The sequence below is a fragment of the Archangium violaceum genome (assembly GCF_016887565.1).
Taxonomy (GTDB): domain Bacteria; phylum Myxococcota; class Myxococcia; order Myxococcales; family Myxococcaceae; genus Archangium; species Archangium violaceum_B.
The window spans coordinates 12,342,876-12,359,519 of record NZ_CP069396.1 but is presented as its reverse complement, the minus strand read 5'-3'; the positions used below and the strand labels follow the sequence as shown (position 1 = coordinate 12,359,519).

General features: G+C 69.3%; 14 protein-coding genes. 12 read left to right on the top strand and 2 right to left on the bottom strand.

The features are described 5' to 3' along the window. Window positions 1-62: 62 nt before the first annotated feature. The 5 genes from JRI60_RS49340 (at window position 63) to JRI60_RS49320 (ending at window position 4,627) form a co-directional block, all read left to right on the top strand. The gene (locus JRI60_RS49340) at window positions 63-608 is read left to right on the top strand and encodes a hypothetical protein (RefSeq protein WP_204223091.1); all 546 of its coding nucleotides are present in this window, start codon (window positions 63-65) and stop codon (window positions 606-608) included. Window positions 609-742: 134 nt separating this feature from the next. Then, on the top strand, window positions 743-2,167 hold the full coding sequence (locus JRI60_RS49335) for a sensor histidine kinase (protein WP_204223089.1): 1,425 nt from the start codon (window positions 743-745) through the stop codon (window positions 2,165-2,167). After that, window positions 2,164-2,616, top strand: coding sequence for a response regulator (locus JRI60_RS49330; protein WP_204223087.1), 453 nt, complete (start codon window positions 2,164-2,166; stop codon window positions 2,614-2,616). Before JRI60_RS49335 ends, JRI60_RS49330 begins: the two co-directional genes overlap by 4 nt. Next, window positions 2,613-4,259 (top strand): ATP-binding protein, encoded by a 1,647-nt coding sequence (locus JRI60_RS49325; RefSeq protein ID WP_204223085.1) that lies wholly within the window; start codon window positions 2,613-2,615, stop codon window positions 4,257-4,259. The genes JRI60_RS49330 and JRI60_RS49325 overlap by 4 nt, the downstream gene beginning before the upstream one ends. Then, window positions 4,256-4,627, top strand: coding sequence for a response regulator (locus JRI60_RS49320; protein WP_204223083.1), 372 nt, complete (start codon window positions 4,256-4,258; stop codon window positions 4,625-4,627). The genes JRI60_RS49325 and JRI60_RS49320 overlap by 4 nt, the downstream gene beginning before the upstream one ends. 4 nt (window positions 4,628-4,631) lie before the next feature. Here JRI60_RS49320 and JRI60_RS49315 read toward each other — a convergent pair whose 3' ends face one another. After that, a complete protein-coding gene (locus tag JRI60_RS49315) occupies window positions 4,632-5,399 on the bottom strand; it encodes a GNAT family N-acetyltransferase (RefSeq protein ID WP_204223081.1) in 768 nt (255 codons plus the stop codon). Between the two features lie 98 nt (window positions 5,400-5,497). Here JRI60_RS49315 and JRI60_RS49310 point away from each other — a divergent pair, with 98 nt between their 5' ends. Together JRI60_RS49310 and gyrB are read left to right on the top strand one after the other, a co-directional pair. Further along, window positions 5,498-5,956 (top strand): hypothetical protein, encoded by a 459-nt coding sequence (locus tag JRI60_RS49310; protein WP_204223079.1) that lies wholly within the window; start codon window positions 5,498-5,500, stop codon window positions 5,954-5,956. A 125-nt stretch (window positions 5,957-6,081) separates the two neighbouring features. Further along, a complete protein-coding gene (gene gyrB / locus JRI60_RS49305) occupies window positions 6,082-8,535 on the top strand; it encodes a DNA topoisomerase (ATP-hydrolyzing) subunit B (RefSeq protein ID WP_204223077.1) in 2,454 nt (817 codons plus the stop codon). Window positions 8,536-8,844: 309 nt separating this feature from the next. Here the strand turns inward: gyrB and JRI60_RS49300 are convergent, their stop codons facing one another. Next, complete coding sequence (locus tag JRI60_RS49300; protein WP_343213379.1) at window positions 8,845-11,487, bottom strand: protein kinase domain-containing protein; 2,643 nt, start codon at window positions 11,485-11,487, stop codon at window positions 8,845-8,847. A 202-nt stretch (window positions 11,488-11,689) separates the two neighbouring features. Between JRI60_RS49300 and JRI60_RS49295 the strand changes: the two genes are divergently transcribed. The 5 genes from JRI60_RS49295 to JRI60_RS49275 all read left to right on the top strand — a co-directional run bounded on the left by JRI60_RS49295 (window position 11,690) and on the right by JRI60_RS49275 (window position 16,619). Then, window positions 11,690-12,838 carry a hypothetical protein gene (locus JRI60_RS49295; protein ID WP_204223074.1) on the top strand — a complete coding sequence of 383 codons (1,149 nt, stop codon included), beginning with the start codon at window positions 11,690-11,692 and terminating at the stop codon, window positions 12,836-12,838. After that, window positions 12,835-13,935, top strand: coding sequence for a metallophosphoesterase family protein (locus tag JRI60_RS49290; RefSeq protein WP_239470189.1), 1,101 nt, complete (start codon window positions 12,835-12,837; stop codon window positions 13,933-13,935). Before JRI60_RS49295 ends, JRI60_RS49290 begins: the two co-directional genes overlap by 4 nt. Before the next feature lie 200 nt (window positions 13,936-14,135). After that, window positions 14,136-14,654: a hypothetical protein gene (locus JRI60_RS49285; RefSeq protein ID WP_204223072.1), complete on the top strand. Its 519-nt coding sequence runs from the start codon at window positions 14,136-14,138 to the stop codon at window positions 14,652-14,654. 139 nt (window positions 14,655-14,793) lie between these two features. After that, entirely contained in the window at window positions 14,794-16,041 is a 1,248-nt protein-coding gene (locus JRI60_RS49280) for an AAA family ATPase (protein WP_204223070.1), read from the top strand. Next, complete coding sequence (locus JRI60_RS49275) at window positions 16,038-16,619, top strand: hypothetical protein (RefSeq protein ID WP_204223068.1); 582 nt, start codon at window positions 16,038-16,040, stop codon at window positions 16,617-16,619. The genes JRI60_RS49280 and JRI60_RS49275 overlap by 4 nt, the downstream gene beginning before the upstream one ends. The last annotated feature ends 25 nt before the right edge of the window (window positions 16,620-16,644 follow it).

Below are 16,644 nucleotides of genomic sequence, written 5' to 3'. Positions count from 1 at the left end.
GGTTGAACCTGGGGTTGAAAACCTCGCCACCCGCCCGTGAACCGTTGAAGGCTGGGAGTTTGTTGGCGGGCCTGCCTCTCGACCCAGTACTGGCGAGCCTCTATGCGCGTCTGGGACATGCCGCGTTCGCAACCAAGGTCAACAGTTGGGTGCTCACCCAGTTCGATGATGAGGTGAACAGACTGGAGGAGAACAACAAGTGGTGGCAGGAGAATTACTGGGATGAGTTGGGTGAGCCCGTGATTGTTTTCGGTGGTGACGTCTACGCCTATGCCACCGTGCCGGGTCTCATGGATGCGCGGGGAATGCAGCCCGTGGTGGAGGTGAACACCTATGACCTCGATGGACCCAAGGTCATGCCCGTGGCCTCGAACGTGGACCGGTTCTTCGACAGCTACTCGCGCTACCTGGAAGCCCTGGTCGCACACCCGGGCTATCAGGAGTCCGGTGAGACGGTCCTCACCTTCCCCTGGGACGCGGCCGGGATCCTCGCGCGGGACGAGCGGCTGGTGGAGTTGATGCGCGCGGGGCGCTTCGACGCGTTGATGAAGCACGTGGACGACTCGACACGCCGCTGGGCCGCGAAGGTGATGGGGACCCGGGCGTGACCGCTCGCTTGCCCTCCCCTCCACTCCAGACGAGCCTCCTCCCCCGCCCGCCCGGAATGGCCAACGGTATGGGTTGAACAACTCCTTCCTGCTCCCAACCTTGACGGAGGAGCCCTGCCACCGTTGACTGTGTGATGCCCCTGACCGATCCGCGACGCTTCCGCCGCCTGCTGCTGCGCGCCATCCTGGTGCCGGTGGGGCTGCTGCTCCTGCTCGCGGCCCTCCTCCTGTGGGAGGTGAAGGACCTGCTCCAGACGCAGGAGGCGGCACGCCACTCCCAGGTGACCCTCGTCCGGGTGGAGCGCGTGCGCCAGCTCTTCATCGACCGGGAGACGGGCGTGCGCGGCTTCCTCCTCACGGGGGACCGCGCCTTCCTCGAGCCCTACCAGGCAGCCGAACAGCTGCTACCCCGGGCGCTCGATGAGCTGGAACGGGACCTGGAGGGCAAACCCACGGAGCAGGCCCGGATGGAGGCGCTTCGAGAGGGCTGGAAGAGTTGGGAGCAGGTGTCCATGCAGATGCTCACCCTCTTCAAGGAGGGGGGCGATTGGCTCTCCCTCGTGCGCTCGGGTGCCGGCAAGGTCCGCATGGATGCGCTGCGCGCCACCCTGGATGCCATCGTCGCCGAGGAGCGCCAGCGCGCCACCCTCCAGGGCGCCGAGGCCGAGCGGGGCGCTCGCACCGTGCTCTTCCTGGGGCTGCTGTGGACGCTCACCGTGGGCGTGCTGCTCGCCTGGCTCAGCCGGCGTCAGTTGCTCACCCTGGCCCGGGATTACGATGCCAGCCTGGCTCGGGTGCAGGCCCAGGCGGACGCCCTGCGTGCCAGTGAGGCCCGCCTGGAGTCGCGTGTGGCCCAGCGCACCGCCGAGCTCACCGCCGCCAACCAGGAACTGGAGTCCTTCAGCTACTCCGTCTCCCATGACCTGCGCGCGCCCCTGCGCGCCATCGACGGCTTCGCCCAGGCGCTGCGCGAGGACGAGGCCGAGCGGCTGTCGCCCAGCAGTCTCCAACTCCTCGAGCGGCTGCAGGCGGCCGCCACGCGCATGGGCCAGCTCATCGACGACCTGTTGCAGCTCTCCCGCGTCACCCGCGCCGAGCTGCGCCGCGAGCCGGTGGACCTCAGCGCGCTCGCCGGCTCCGTGGCCAACGAGCTCCGCCAGCGCGAGCCGGGGCGGGAGGTGAAGCTCTCCATCCAATCCAGTCTCTCCACCCGGGGCGACCCGCGGTTGCTCCGGGTGTTGATGGAGAACCTCCTGGGCAACGCCTGGAAGTTCACCAGCAAGCGCCCCGGGGCCCTCATCGAGTTCTTCGCGGAGACGGTCGACGGGGTGACTCACTACGCTGTCCGCGACGACGGCGTGGGGTTCGACATGGCTTACGCGGACAAGCTCTTCACCCCCTTCCAGCGGATGCACAAGGTCACCGACTTCCCCGGCACGGGAATTGGTCTGGCCACGGTGCAGCGCATCGTCCATCGTCATGGTGGACACATCGAGGCCCAGGCCACCGTGGGTGGCGGCGCCACCTTCCGCTTCACCTTGCAGGAGTCGCTCGCATGAGCCCCCAACGCTCCATCCTCCTCGTGGAGGACAACCCGGACGATGTGGACCTCACCCGGCGTGCCTTCCAGCGCGCGGGCCACCCCCAGCCGCTGGAGGTGGTGGATGATGGGGTGGAGGCGCTCGACTACCTCTTCGCGCGGGGCGCGTACGCGCACCGGGCTGGCGAGCCCCTTCCCGCCCTGGTGCTGCTGGACCTCAAGCTGCCCCGCCTGAACGGGCACGAGGTGCTGCGGCAGATCCGCGCCAGCCCGAGCACCCGCTTCCTCCCGGTGGTCATCCTCACCTCCTCGGACGAGGAGAAGGACCTGGTGCAGAGCTACAGCCAGGGCTGCAACAGCTACGTGCGCAAGCCGGTGAGCTACAACGAGTTCGTCGAGGCGGCGCGCCAGCTCGGCCTGTACTGGCTGGCGCTCAACCGCGTACCGCAGCCGGGGGTCCATGAATGACGCCCCTGCGCGTCCTGCAGGTCGAGGACAATCCCGACGACTTGATGCTGGTGGAACGCGAGCTGCGCCGGGGTGGCTTCGACGTCCAGAGTCACCGGGTGCAGACGGCCGAGGACATGCGCGCGGCGCTGAAGGATGGCTCCTGGGACATCATCCTCTCCGACTACAGCATGCCCGGCTTCGACGCGCCGACGGCGCTCCGGGTGCTGCAGGACAGCGGCCAGGACATCCCCCTCATCGTCGTCTCCGGCAGCGTGGGGGAATTCGAGGGCGTGGAGGTGATGAAGGCCGGGGCCCGCGACTACTTTCCCAAGACGCTCCTCACCCGGCTGCCCGCCGCGGTGGCGCGCGAGCTGGGGGAGGCGCGCATCCGCCACGAGCGGAGGCTGGCCGAGCGGGACCGGGCCCTGCTGGCCCGCGCCGGCGAGGTGCTGGCCCGCTCGCTGGATTTCCAGGAGACGCTGGCGCGGGTGGTGCAACTGTGCGTGCCGGAGCTGGCGGACTGGTGCGCCGTCTACTTCTCGGAGACGGGCGAGGCCCTCAAGGTGGTGGCGCTGGCGCACGAGGATCCCGAACGAGTGGCCAAAGGCTTCGAGACGGACCGCCTCTTTCCCCTGGACCCGAACGCCACCTCGGGCCCCGTGCGGGTGTGGCGCACCGGCGAGCCGCAGTTGCTGACGGACGTGCCCTCGGCCCGGTTGGAGGTGCTGGCGCGCTCTCCGGAGCACCTGCGCCGGATGAGCTCCTTGAAGCTGCGCTCCGTCATCCACGTCCCGCTGCAGGGGCGCTCGGGGACCCTGGGCGTGATGACGCTCGGCACCAGCGAGGGAGGGCGGCCGCGCTTCTCCTCGCGGGACATGCCCGTGGTGCAGGAGCTGGCGCGCCGCGCCGCCCTGGCGCTGGACAACGCGCGCCTCTTCCAGGAGTCCCAGGAGGCCATCCGCCTGCGCGACGAGTTCCTCGCCGTGGCCGCCCACGAGCTGCGCACGCCGCTCACCACGCTGGGGTTGCAGCTGAGCACCCTCGTGCAGCGGGCGCGGCGGGAGACCTCGTCGGACCTGGTGGCGCGGCTGGAGCGAGGCCTGCGCCAGGTGCGGCGCCTGGGCACGTTGGTGGAGACGCTGCTGGACGTGTCGCGCCTGTCCACCAGCGGGCTACCCCTGTCCCTCGAGCGGCTGGACCTGGGAGAGTTGATGGGCGATGTGTTGGAGCGTTTCGAGGCGGAGGCCCAGGCCATGGGCTGCGTGCTTCGGCTGGAGGTGGCTCCGGACGTCGTCGGCCAATGGGACCGGATGCGGTTGGAGCAGGTGGTGTCCAGCCTGTTGTCCAACGCCCTCAAGTTCGGTGCGCGCCATCCGGTGGAGGTGCGGGTGCAGCGCAACGGGACGGTGGCGCGGGTGGTGGTGGAGGACCGGGGCATCGGCATTCCGGCGGACCAGCTCGAGCGCATCTTCGAGCGCTTCGGACGGGCGGTGTCCTCGCGCTCCTATGGAGGGCTGGGGCTGGGGCTGTACCTGGCGCGCCGGGCGGCCGAGGCACACGGAGGCCGCGTGTGGGCCGAGCAGCGCCAGGAGGGGGGGGCCCGCTTCACCCTGGAGCTGCCCCTGGAGACTCCCGCGCAGTCGTCCAAGGAGCCCTCATGACGCGCCCCCTGCTGGTGGTGGATGACGACGCGGACCTGCGCGAGGCGCTCGAGGAGGTGCTGCGCGACGCGGGCTTCACCGTGCTGGGGGCCGGCAATGGCCGCGAGGCGCTGGACGTGCTCGCGCGCACCCGGCCCCTGCCCGGGCTGGTGCTGCTGGACATGATGATGCCGGTGCTGGACGGCCTGGGCTTCGCCCAGGAGCTGCACGCGAGCCCCGCGTGGAGGGACATCCCGGTGGTCATCTTCTCCGCCTCGGCCAGCAACGCGGACGTGGCCCGCGAGGTGGGCGCGTGCGCCTACCTGCGCAAGCCGGTGGACGTGGAGGTGCTGGTGGAGACGGTGGGCCAGCACGCGCTGCCGGAGTGAGTCCTCAGCGGGTGTGGCGCACCCAGTTGGGCCACCCGCCCAGCTCCCGGTAGCCGAGCCGCCGGTACAGGTCGTGCCCCATGTCGGAGGCCTGGAGGACGGCCACGCAGCGGCCCCGGGCGAATGCGTCCGCGTGCAGACAGTGCATCACCCGGGCGCCCAGGCCCCGGCGGCGCGCGGCCGGGTGGGTGGCCACCAGGTAGATGCCCGCCGCGTCTCCCCGCTCGAAGGAGACGGCCCCCGCGAGCGGCCTGCCTCCCTCGCGCATCAGCACGGCATGGAGCTGGTCGGACGGCAGCGGCTGGATGCGCCAGTCCTCGAAGAAGCCGGCGTTCTCCTCGCCGTAGCAGAGCGCGTTGAGCGCGAGCACCTCGTCCAGGTCCTCCGGGTGCTCCAGGGTGAGGCCCGGAGGGAGGTGGGGCGGCGGCGGGTGGTTCAGGGTGAGGCCCATGGCGGGGATGGTGTCCGCGGGCCGGTAGCCGGCGCGGGCCAGCGGGCCCTCCGCGAGGGACTCCCCCGGGTACACGGGCACGCGCCAGACGGGCACGTCCTGCTCTCGGTACCAGGCCTCCAGCGGCGCGAGGGCCTCGGCGAGCGAGCGCGTGTCCTCGTACATCACCTGCTGCTGGAAGAGGTTGTCCGGATGATCCGGCAGCGCGAAGGCCCGCACCCCGGGCAGGTCGAGCATCCGCAGCGGACCGCCGCGGGCCTGCAGGGTCTTGAAGTCCCAGAGATTGGTCCGCAGGCGCTCGGTGAGTTCAGCGTCCGTCATGGGCCGCAGGGTAGGCACTTCCAGCGCTCGCGGGTGGACAGCTCGTATCAGGAAAATCCCCGGCGGAGCCTCCGGGAGGTTAGGGTTCAGGTGCTCGCATGGAGCCCCGCTTCTACGCTTTCGATCCTCGTCCCACGCGCCGGGCCCTCTTCGTGGGCGCGTGCGCGCTGGCCATCCTCAGTGCCTGGGCCCTGGCGGATGCCAGGTCGCTGGGCAACGCTCCCCTGGCCGTGGCCCGGGCGGGCCTCACTGGAGGGCTGATGCTCGCCTTCGTCTTCGCCTGGCACCGGCTGCGACCCCGCCCCGGTTGGGGCATCACCTTGAGCACCCGGGGCGTGCAGGTGGCACGCCCCTTCACGGGCAGCCAGCTCCAGCTCTCCTGGGGGCAGATCGACGCCGTGCGCCGCCTGGGCAAGAAGGAAGACGTGCTCGGATTGTTCTTGGAAGAGGGGGGCCGGGTGCTGGTGACGCGCCACCTTTTTCCCTCCCGGGCGGTGTTCGGCGAGCTGGCGAGCGCCCTGGAAGAAAGGAAGCCCGCTCCACGTTATGACGCATAGCGCCGCGCGGGGGATTTCATGAATCTTTCCGCTGCCTTGCGTGTTCTCAACAATCTTGTTCGGTGTGCCTCGAAATGGTAGGCACGACCGGTTCCAGCCAAGCATTTCCCAAGGATTTTTCTCGCATGGAAAACATCCCCGCCACCGGCGCCGCCGCGGCGCCGTCGCCCGCGGACTACGACACGGGTGCCATCACGAAGCTGGAGGGCCTGGAGGCCGTCCGCAAGCGTCCGGGCATGTACATCGGCGACACCATGACGTACGGGCTGCACAAGCTCGTCTACGAGGTGGTGGACAACTCGGTCGACGAGGCCCTCGCGGGCCACTGCACCGACATCGAGGTGGTCATCCACGTGGATGGCTCGCTGTCCGTGCAGGACAACGGTCGTGGCATTCCCGTGGGCCCGCATCCGGATCCGAAGTTCAAGGGCAAGGACACGCTCGAGGTCGTGCTGACGGAGCTGCACGCGGGCAGCAAGTTCGGCAACGGCGCCTACAAGGTGTCCGGCGGCCTGCACGGCGTGGGCGTCACCTGCGTCAACTTCCTCTCCGAGTGGTTCAAGGTCCGCATCCAGCGCAGCGGCAAGGTGTACGAGCAGTCGTACTCGCGCGGCGTGTCCAATGGCCCGCCCGTGGCCGTGGGCGAGACGGACAAGCGCGGCACGCTCATCTGGTTCAAGCCGGACAACACCGTCATGGAGACGGCGGACTTCAGCTTCGACACGCTCAGCCAGCGCATGCGCGAGCTCGCGTTCCTCAACGCCGGCCTGCGCATCATCATCCGTGACATGCGCATCGGCAAGGAGCACGACTTCAAGTTCGACGGCGGCATCGTCTCCTTCGTCGAGTACATCAACAAGGCGAAGGAGGCGCTCCACGACAAGCCCATCCACTTCCGCGCGGAGCGGGAGGGGGTGTCGCTGGAGATCGCCATGCAGTGGAACGATGGCTACGACGAGCGCATCTTCACCTTCGCCAACAACATCAACACGCACGAGGGTGGCAGCCACCTGTCGGGCTTCAAGGCGGCGCTCACGCGCACGCTCAACAGCTACGCCGAGAAGGGCGGGGCGTGGAAGGACCTGAAGGAGACGCCCACGGGCGAGGACGCGCGCGAGGGCCTCTCCGCCGTCATCTCCGTCAAGCTGTCCAACCCCCAGTTCGAGGGGCAGACGAAGACGAAGCTGGGCAACAGCGAGATCAAGGGCCTGGTCGAGCAGATGGTCAATGACCAGCTCGGCACCTTCCTCGAGGAGAACCCGATCGTCAGCAAGAAGATCGTCGCCAAGATTGGCGATGCCACGCGGGCGCGCATCGCCGCGCGCAAGGCGCGCGAGACGGTGCGGCGCAAGGGCGTGCTGGACGGTGGCTCGCTGCCGGGCAAGCTCGCCGACTGCCAGAGCCGCGACCCCAGCGAGAGCGAGCTCTACATCGTCGAGGGTGACTCCGCAGGTGGCTCGGCCAAGCAGGGCCGCGACCGGCGCAACCAGGCCATCCTCCCGCTGCGCGGCAAGATCCTGAACGTCGAGAAGGCGCGCTTCGAGAAGATGCTCACGAGCGCGGAGATCGTGACCCTGATTACCGCGCTGGGCACGGGCATCGGGCGCGAGGACTACGATCCGACGAAGGCGCGCTACCACCGCATCATCCTGATGACGGACGCCGACGTGGACGGCAGCCACATCCGCACGCTGCTCCTGACGTTCTTCTACCGGCAGATGCCGGAGCTCATCCAGAACGGCTACCTCTACATCGCGCAGCCGCCGCTCTACAAAGTCACGCGCAACAAGAAGGACATGTACGTGAAGGACGAGCGGAACCTGAACGACTACCTGCTGCGGATCGCCTCCGAGCATTCGCGGGTGGTGACGCCGTCCGGGGAGATCGGGGGCTCGGAGCTGCGCTCGCTGCTGGAGAAGGTGATTACGTACGAGGAGCGGCTGGAGAAGCTGGCGGCGCGGCGGGACGCGCGGGTGGTGGACGCGCTGGTGCAGGCGGCCCGGGTGGATGCGGGCACGCTGGCCGACGAGGCCGCGCTGAGCGGGCAGATGGACAAGGTGCGCGAGTACCTGAAGGCCCGGATGCCGGACGCGCTGGGCCGCTTCGAGGTGTCGTTCCCCGACGACACGGAGCACCACACGAAGAAGCTGGTGGTGAAGACGGACGTCAACGGGGGCCTGAAGCAGACGGTGTTCGATCACGGCTTCCTGTCGTCGCCGGAGTACCTGGAGCTGGTGGGCCTGCGCGACGTGTTCGGCGCGATGGGCAAGGCGCCCTACCGGGTGGTGGTGAGCGATGGCGAGGTGACGGCGCTGTCGGTGCAGGAGGTGCTGGCCGCGGTGCGCAAGGACGCGCAGAAGGGGCTGGGCCTGCAGCGCTACAAGGGTCTGGGTGAGATGAACCCGGAGCAGCTCTGGGACACCACGATGAACCCGGCCACCCGCACGCTGCTCCAGGTACGCATCGAGGACGCCGTGGAGAGCGACGAAATCTTCTCGCTGCTCATGGGCGAGGCCGTCGAGCCGCGGCGCGAGTTCATCGAGCGCAACGCGCTGGACGTGCAGAACCTGGACATCTGAGGGAGTTCCAGACCCCCAAAAGACAAGTGGGCCCGGTGCCTGTCTCGGCTCCGCGCCCACGTGCCTTTCCCGTCCTTATCGAGCCGGGCCGCGGAACCGCTGCGGCCCCCTTGAGCCTTTACGGAAGGAATCTGTTGTATTCCCGGGTACCCCTCAGTGGGTCCCTGTGCGCTTCATGGTACGCATCGCTTCCGGGATGAGAACGGAAGCGGTTGCTGCCTGCCTGGGGAGTACGAAAGGGTTGGACGGAGGAGGCACCCTGCGCCTGACCGCCCGCCCGTCTTCACTAACCCGGGAGGTGTCGTCCGGTCAACGAGATGCGCCGCGCAGCGCCGCTGCCCTGTCCCTTCGGGACATGTCCGTGACGTCGACGATGTCCACCTCGAGCGCCCCGGCGTTGTCCTCCAACCGGGTGTCCGGGTAGGTGCAGCGCAGCGTGTCGGCCCCCGTCAGCTGGTAGCGCTTTCCTGACTCGAACAGGCGGTGTGTGCGCCGGGCGGACTTCTGGTTGCTCTCCGCGCACAGCACCCGACGTGTCCGCCCGCCGGCACCCGAGCGCAGCTCCGGCAGGTCATCGCGCACGGTGAGCAGGTAGAGGGCGTCCGGGTTGAGCCCGCGCAGCACCAGCTGGTGCTCGGGCTTGAGCGCCAGCGCGTCCTGTGCGGCGTTGAACGTGAGCTGGCGTGGCGCCGTCCACTTGGATTGGCGCAGGTGCACCCGCACCGTGCCGCTGTTGTCCGAGACGTCATCGTCCAGCAGGAAGACGTGCAGCCGGCGCGCGCCCTTGATGGTGCGCGAGGCGGGGCCGATCAGCCCGAAGGACTCGTCCACGGACACGTTGTCGCCCTCGAGGAAGTAGGCCAGCGTGCCGGACGCGCCTCCACGTTCCTCGGCCAGCGAGGCACTGCCCTCCGTGTTGACGGAGTAGCTCGCGGACGGGCTGAGGTCGATCGACGCGGTGGTGTACTGCGTCACCGGGAAGGCGTTGTACTTCGGGCGGAGGACGATCAGCCGCGCCGGGTAGTCCACCTCGTTGTAGGGGTTGGACTTCGGCGCCTCGGTGCCCGCGTCCACTGGCTCGGCGGTGGTCGCGGCGACGGCCTCGGTGGGCTGGGGCTTCTCCGGTGGGGCGGGCTCCTCCTGGAGGCGCTCGAGCTCCGCGTGGATGGGCGGATCCGCATCGCTGCTCCGGGTGAAGCGCTTCGTCCACGGCCGGTAGCCGGGCAGGGTGAGCACCAGGGTGTTGGCCTCTTCGAGCGGAACGCTCCCGACGACGAGCGGCGTGACGCCGGGCACATCCTTGCCGTTGAGCTTCACCGAGGCCCCGGACGGTGTGGAGGTGAGCCACAGCGAGCCCGTGGGCGATCCGTCGCCCCTGCCGGAGAGGAAGTAGTTGATGGCTCCCAGGAACAGCGCGAGTCCGATGAGGGGAAGGCTGATGAGCATCACCAGCCGCTGGCGCCGGTCGGCACGCTCCTGGGCGTCGCGCTCCTGCGCCTGGCGGAACGAGCCGAGGGGATCCAGCCTGGCCGCCGGCACGGTGACGGCCGGCATGTCGACGGGGGTGTCGCGCGGCTCCTCGACGGAGTCCGTCGCCGCGGTGGCCTGCTGCGACACGGCCGTGGAGGGCTCGGCCGCCAGGTCTGGCGGTTCCGCCAGGGTGGGGGAGGCCGGAGTGCGAGGCACGGCGCTCGAGGTCACCCGGCGCACCGAGGCCGAGCTGACGGCCCGCCCGCTGGCGTTGCTGGAGGGCCGTCCGCCGGTGCCGTTGGAGGGGGGCTTCTGCGCACCGGACGCGCCGGAGCGGATGCCCGGGCCGCTCGCCGGACGGCCACTGTCACTGCCGGGCCGCACGGCGCGCACGCCGGAGCCGGTGCTGGTGCGGCCACCGCCCGTGCCCGACTGCCGCGGCAGGACGCCGGTGGGCTCGCCCGTGGGCTGCGCCTGCGCCTGCCACACGGAGAGCTGCTCCAGGAAGCTCGGTGGCACCTCCACCCGGCGTCCCTCGGCGGCGAGCTCCTCGGAGAAGAGGTGGCCCATCAGCTGCGACAGCATCGCGGGTGAGAAGCGCGCGTTGGCCGAGTAGAGCTGCTCGCGCAGCGCCTCGGAGAAGGCCTGCGCGGTGGGGTAGCGCGTGTCCCGGTCCAGCGCCATCGCGGTGGCCATCACCGACTCCAGCTCCGGGGTGATGGCCGGGTTGAGCGCGGAGGGCGCCGCGTAGTCTCCCGAGAGGATGCGCGGCAGCACGGCGACGAGCTCGCCCTCATAGGGGCGCCGGCCGCACACCATCTCGTAGAGCACCACGCCCACGGCGAAGATGTCCGAGCGCGCGTCCAGATCCTGCTGGCCCCGGGCCTGCTCGGTGGAGAAGTACGGGTACTTGCCCTTGAGCGTGCCGGGCGAGGTGCGCGACTCCACCACGCTCGTCGCCTTGGCGATGCCGAAGTCGATGACCTTGACCTGGCCCTCGTAGGAGATGAGCACGTTGTCCGGGGACACGTCCCGGTGGACCAGCCCCATGGGCTGTCCATCCTCGCTCACGTGCCGGTGCGCGTAGTCCAGCCCATCGCACATCTGGATGGCGACGTGCAGCGCCAGGGGCAGCGGCAGGCTCGGCAGCCCCGTGCGCTGCGCACGGCGCAGCACCTTGGACAGCGGCTGGCCGTGCACGAACTCCATGGCCAGGAAGAACTGGCCGTCGATCTCTCCGAAGTCGAAGACCTGGGCGATGTTGCCGTGGGTGAGGCCCGCCGCCACGCGCGCCTCGCTGACGAACATCTCCACGAACCCGGGGTCGTCGGCGAAGTGGGGGAGGATCTGCTTGATGACGACTGGCTTGGTCACCCCCGCCGCGCCGTTCATCCGCGCGCGGTAGGTGACCGCCATCCCGCCCGCGGCGAGCTTCGATACCAGTTCGTATTTGCCAAACTGCCCGGCTTCGTTGGCTGCCACGGATGCGCGTCGAGGTGGAGAGGGGGAATTGGAGCATACCCCGCTCCTCCAAAAATCCCGAAGGGGGGGCCGGGTGGACGTCTTACCTACCTTTGGAGGTGGGCTGCGAATCCACCCGCCAACGCTTTATCCTGGATCCGAGCCCGGTGGGAGCCCCGGGCCGGGCGGAAGGCCGGGTCCGCTCGTTAGAATGGATGGTCATATGGTGCGACAGCGGAGGGGCTCGCCCGTGCTGGGCGGGCTGATGGTGCTCGCCCTGGCGGTGCTGCCGGGCGGAGCCTGGGGACAGACGTCCGGGGTGCCGGCGGCGGGGCCTGTGGATGTGCCCACCCTGGCCGGGTCCGCGCCCCTGGAGGAGGTGCGGCCTCCCTTCGCCGTGCTGCCCGCGGTCGTGGCGGTGGTGCCCGGCCTGGTGCTGCACGGACTGGGGCCGCTCGTCGCGGGGGACACGGGGACGGCGAAGCGACTCTTCCTCCTGGAGGGCGCGGGCTTCGGGCTGCTGGCCGTGAGCGGGGTGCCCATCGCCATGTCCGGAGCGTCGCGCCGGGTCATCGGCCCGCTGTACGCGGTGGCGCTGACGGGAGCGGGCCTCATCTCCATCTCCACGCTGGCCAACCTCTACGCGGCGGTGTCTCCCGCGTTCTCTCCGGGCATGGTCGCCCAGCGACTGCCCCCGCTCGAGCTGGAGCTGGGCTACCAGTACGCGGACGATCCCTCCTTCAGCTACCGGCACTTCGTCTCGCTGGGAGCGATGGCCCGGCTGGAGCGCGTGCGCCTGGAGGCCGGGGCGCGCCTGTCGCCGGATGACGGCAACCTGCGCGTGCGCCTGGGCGGCGCGTACCGGCTGCTGGGCGGGCCCGACGGCGCCCGGGGCGGCGCGGATGGCTCTGCGCTGGATCTGGAGCTCGGAGCGCTCGCCCACCGCTACCCCACCGAGCGCTTCACCCTGGCGGGCGGCGAGGCCTTCCTGCGAGGCCGCTACGACATGGCGCGCTTCAGCCCGCGCATGGCCGGCTCCTTCGCGGAGATGGGCGTGGGGATGACGGTGCAGCGCTACGTCTACGCGGGCCCCACGGACGACATGCTCTTCGAGCAGCTCCTCTTCACCTTCGGCTATGGCGTGTACCTGGGGCGCGGCGGGCCCTTCCGGGGCGAGGCGATGCTCTACTACGACCACCGCAAGGACGACTTCCCGGGCGGCATCAAGGCGGGAGGCGGCGTGCCGGGGTACGTCGGGCTGCGCGGGCGCGTGCTGCTCACCGAGCGGTGGGGCATGTCCGCGGACCTGCAGGCGGGCTCGGCCCTGGTGGGCCGGCTGTCACTCGTCTACGCGTTGGGAGGTGAGCCGTGAGGCAGGTGCGTCTGGGAATCCTCGCGCTCGCGCTGGGGGCCGCGGGCTGCACGCGGCCGGCCGAGGAGCGCGCGCTGAAGGAGCAGGAGATCGGCCGGGTGGAGATCAGCGGCGTGGCCTTCACCGTGGAGGACGGGCTGGCCGTGGTGCGCCAGATGGAGCCGGGGGCGCTGACGCTGTGGGGCTCGGCACCGGCCTTCCACGTGCGCGCGGTGGCCTCGGCCGGGGCCACCGAGTCCTGGACGCTTCGGGTGCGCAACGCCATGCCGGACGCGGAGCTGTCGGCCCAGAGGGGAGACGAGCCCCTGGAGGTGGAGTCCCTGCCCTCTCCTCTGCCCACGGAGAAGGTGTGGCGCGTGCACGTGCCGGCGGGCTCGGAGGTCCGGCTCACGGTGGCGCCTCCGATGTGGAACCAGCCGATGCCCTTCCGCTTCGTGGCGCTGGCGGACGTTCAGGAGGCCCTGCCGCGCGTGGGTGACATCTACAGGCGCATCAACGCGGACCCCTCGCTGCGCTTCATCTTCTTCTCGGGGGACCTGACGCAGCGGGGCACCGTGGAGCAACTGGAGGAGTTCCAGTCCCGCCTGCAGGAGTCGCGGATTCCCCTCTTCGCCACGCTGGGCAACCACGAGCTCATCACCCCCGACCCGCGCTACCACGAGTACTTCGGACGGGGGAACCTGCACTTCACCTTCCACGGGGTGCACTTCACGATGATCGACTCGGGCAACGGCACGCTGGACCCGAGGGCCGAGGAGTCTCTGGGCGGGTGGCTGGAGGCGGGGCGCGACGCGGTGCACATCCTGGGCACGCACATCCCGCTGGTGGACCCCATCGGCGTGCGCAACGGCGCCTTCGCCAGCCGCAACGAGGCGGCGGCCCTGCTGGGCAAGCTGACGCGAGCCAATCTGGACCTCACGCTCTACGGCCACGTGCACTCGTACTATTCGTTCTCCAACGCGGGGATTCCGGCCTTCATCTCCGGCGGTGGCGGGGCCATCCCCGAGCAGTTCGACGGCATCGGGCGCCACTTCCTGTCCGTGGATGTGGACCCGGCCGTGGGCGTGCGCACCGTGTCCCTGGTACGCGTGGACTGACCGGAAATGTAGGGTCTTCCGCCCACATGTGGGGGGTCATTCGGGCGCCTCGCCGCTGGCGGGGCGGAGCCTGAACGCGGCGCGAGGCCGGTAAATCGGCTCCGGAGCGGACCCCCTTGAATTGGCACTGAACATCTGTGCACATGGGGGCCCCACGTTGCCCGGCACCACGCCGCACGTTGGAGGGGAGGCCCAGGCCCATGTTCGACGCGAACGAAAACGATCCCATCTCGCCCGCCATGCGGGCGCTGCTCGAGGTGTTCTCCACGGAACTGTCCGAGGTGAAGTTCCCGGACGTGGACGCGGAGGTGTTGGACGAGGCCGCGGCTCGGGTGAAGGCGCAGGCCGAGGCGGTGGCGAAGGCGCAGGCGGCGCTGGAGGCGGCGCGCCAGGCGCTGGCCGAGGGCCAGGAGGCGCTGCTGCAGAAGGGCCAGCGGGCGCTGTCGTACGCGCGGGTGTTCGCCGAGGAGGACGCGGCGCTGAGCACGAAGCTGGAGGCCATCAGCCTGCCGAAGGCGGCGCGCAAGCTGGTGCGTCCGGACGGCACGGTGGCCGCCGAGGCCCCCGCGCAGAACGACGAGTCCGCGCCGAAGCGCCGGGGCCGTCCGCCGAAGTCCCGCCCGAGCGCTCCGCTGTTCGCCGACGGCAGCGCGCCCGAGGCCGTCGTCGCCGCGGAGGCCTCCGAGGCGCCCATGGCGGCCCGCCCCGCGGCGGCTTGAGCCCCAGGCATCCGGTTGCACCGGCTCCGTCCGGCCTGGAACTCCTCTGGGGCTCCAGGCCGGCTTTATTTTTGATGGGCGCGCGGGAACTCACATAAGAGGAGTCGCTTGCTGGCCTCGCGAGGAGGAGAGAACCCGGATGCTCGGTGAGCTGAAGCTGGAGGAGGTCGGGCCGAGCCCCCGGCTTTCGTTCTCGTTCGGACCGCGCCTGAACCTGCTGACCGGCGACAACGGTCTGGGGAAGACCTTCGTTCTCGACCTGGCGTGGTGGGCGCTGACCCAGAACGGTGAACCAGTGCCCGCGCTGCCCAGTCCTGGCCGACGGGGGAATGTCTCCGCGTCGGTTGTTACAGAGACTGGTCATAAGATGGAGTTCGAGCGCGCGGTGCGCTGGGATACGCGTGTCAAAGGCGATGAGTACTTTGCCTGGGAGCCGAACCCTGGATTGACCCTGTACGCACGCATCGATGGGGGATTCCGCGTATGGGACCCCGTGCGAAATCCCCTCGCGCGCACTCATGAAGGAGTGGGCAGCCCGAGGTTTTACGACTTCTCGCAAGAGACGCTTTGGAACGGCTTGATGGCGGATGGGCGTGTGCTCTGCAACGGACTCATTCGAGACTGGGTCTACTGGCAGTTGAAGCACTCGGAATCCTTCGAGCGCTTGCGCAAGGTACTGGCGGTCCTCTCGCCAGATGCCAAAGAGCCGTTGACGCCTGGTGAGCCCACCCGTCTGGGGATCGATGACGCTCGGGATATTCCGACGCTGGAGATGCCGTATGGCGTCGTTCCCCTCACCCACGCATCCGCCGGTATCCGGCGCATTGTCGGTCTCGCTTATCTTCTCGTCTGGGCGTGGGAAGAGCACAGGCGGGCCGCCGAACTGTTTCAGCGGAAGGCGACTGAGCATGTCGTACTCCTCATCGACGAGGTGGAGGCGCACCTCCATCCCCGCTGGCAGCGGCTCATTCTTCCCTCGGTGCTGGCCGTCGTCCGCGAGCTCCGCCCGGACGTGAAGGTCCAGGTGATTGCCGTCACCCACGCGCCCCTGGTCCTCGCTTCGGTGGAGCCCTTGTTCGACCCGGCCCAGGATGCCCTCTTCATGTTCGACCTCGTGGGCCATGAGGTACAGGTCACCAAGGCGGAATGGCGGCCCCGTGGCGATGCCAACGCGTGGCTCACCTCGGAGGTCTTCGACCTCAAGGAGCCCCGTTCCAAGGAAGCCGAGGACGCCATCACCCGCGCCCGGGCCGCGCTCAAGGACCCCCACCTCCCCATCGAGGAGGTGAAGCGGATCCACAACGAGCTGTACCGGCTCCTCAAGGATACGGATCCGTTCTGGCCACGCTGGCTCGCGCGTGCCGAAGCAGCGGAGATCGAGCCTTGATTCACGTCGAGCCCCAACCCGAGCCCCCGGACTTCGATGCCAGGGTCCGCCAGCCGGGCTGTGCCGACTTGGCTTCACCAGAGGGCGAGTTGCGGCCGCATTGGCGGCAGTGCTTGACGCAGCTTTGGAAGGCATACCGCGGCGTCTGCGCGTACTCCGCGACCTATATTCCACCTGGTACGGGCGCGCGCTCGGTGGATCACTTCCTGCCCAAGTCGAAACGTCGCGATTTGGCTTACGAGTGGAGGAACTATCGACTCGCTTGCGACCTGATGAACGCGCGGAAGAACAACTTCGAGGACGTGCTGGATCCGTTTGAAGTACAGGATGGGTGGTTCACGCTTGAGCTCTCCACCCTCCACGTCGCTCCTGGTGAAGGGCTTGATGAGGAACTCCGTACGCGAGTTCAGGCCACGATCGATCGCCTGCGCTTGAACGATAGTGAGTTCACCCAGCAACGAGAGGAGTATTTCAAGCTATGGCAAGAGCGCTCCTTGCACTTTGGTTTCTTCGTCAAGCACTGCCCCTTCCTGGCGAAGGAGCTGCTCCGCCAGGGCCTCGTCCAGGAAGACGGGTGACGAAAAATCACCGCCCGGAGGCACG

Excerpts from the sequence above, each read along its gene's own strand:
- JRI60_RS49295 (WP_204223074.1), top strand. The coding sequence starts at position 11,690 with ATGGTGCGACAGCGGAGGGGCTCGCCCGTGCTGGGCGGGCTGATGGTG.
- JRI60_RS49325 (WP_204223085.1), top strand. The coding sequence starts at position 2,613 with ATGACGCCCCTGCGCGTCCTGCAGGTCGAGGACAATCCCGACGACTTG.
- JRI60_RS49315 (WP_204223081.1), bottom strand. The coding sequence starts at position 5,399 with ATGACGGACGCTGAACTCACCGAGCGCCTGCGGACCAATCTCTGGGAC.
- gyrB (WP_204223077.1), top strand. The coding sequence starts at position 6,082 with ATGGAAAACATCCCCGCCACCGGCGCCGCCGCGGCGCCGTCGCCCGCG.
- JRI60_RS49285 (WP_204223072.1), top strand. The coding sequence starts at position 14,136 with ATGTTCGACGCGAACGAAAACGATCCCATCTCGCCCGCCATGCGGGCG.
- JRI60_RS49320 (WP_204223083.1), top strand. The coding sequence starts at position 4,256 with ATGACGCGCCCCCTGCTGGTGGTGGATGACGACGCGGACCTGCGCGAG.
- JRI60_RS49335 (WP_204223089.1), top strand. The coding sequence starts at position 743 with ATGCCCCTGACCGATCCGCGACGCTTCCGCCGCCTGCTGCTGCGCGCC.
- JRI60_RS49330 (WP_204223087.1), top strand. The coding sequence starts at position 2,164 with ATGAGCCCCCAACGCTCCATCCTCCTCGTGGAGGACAACCCGGACGAT.
- JRI60_RS49310 (WP_204223079.1), top strand. The coding sequence starts at position 5,498 with ATGGAGCCCCGCTTCTACGCTTTCGATCCTCGTCCCACGCGCCGGGCC.
- JRI60_RS49280 (WP_204223070.1), top strand. The coding sequence starts at position 14,794 with ATGCTCGGTGAGCTGAAGCTGGAGGAGGTCGGGCCGAGCCCCCGGCTT.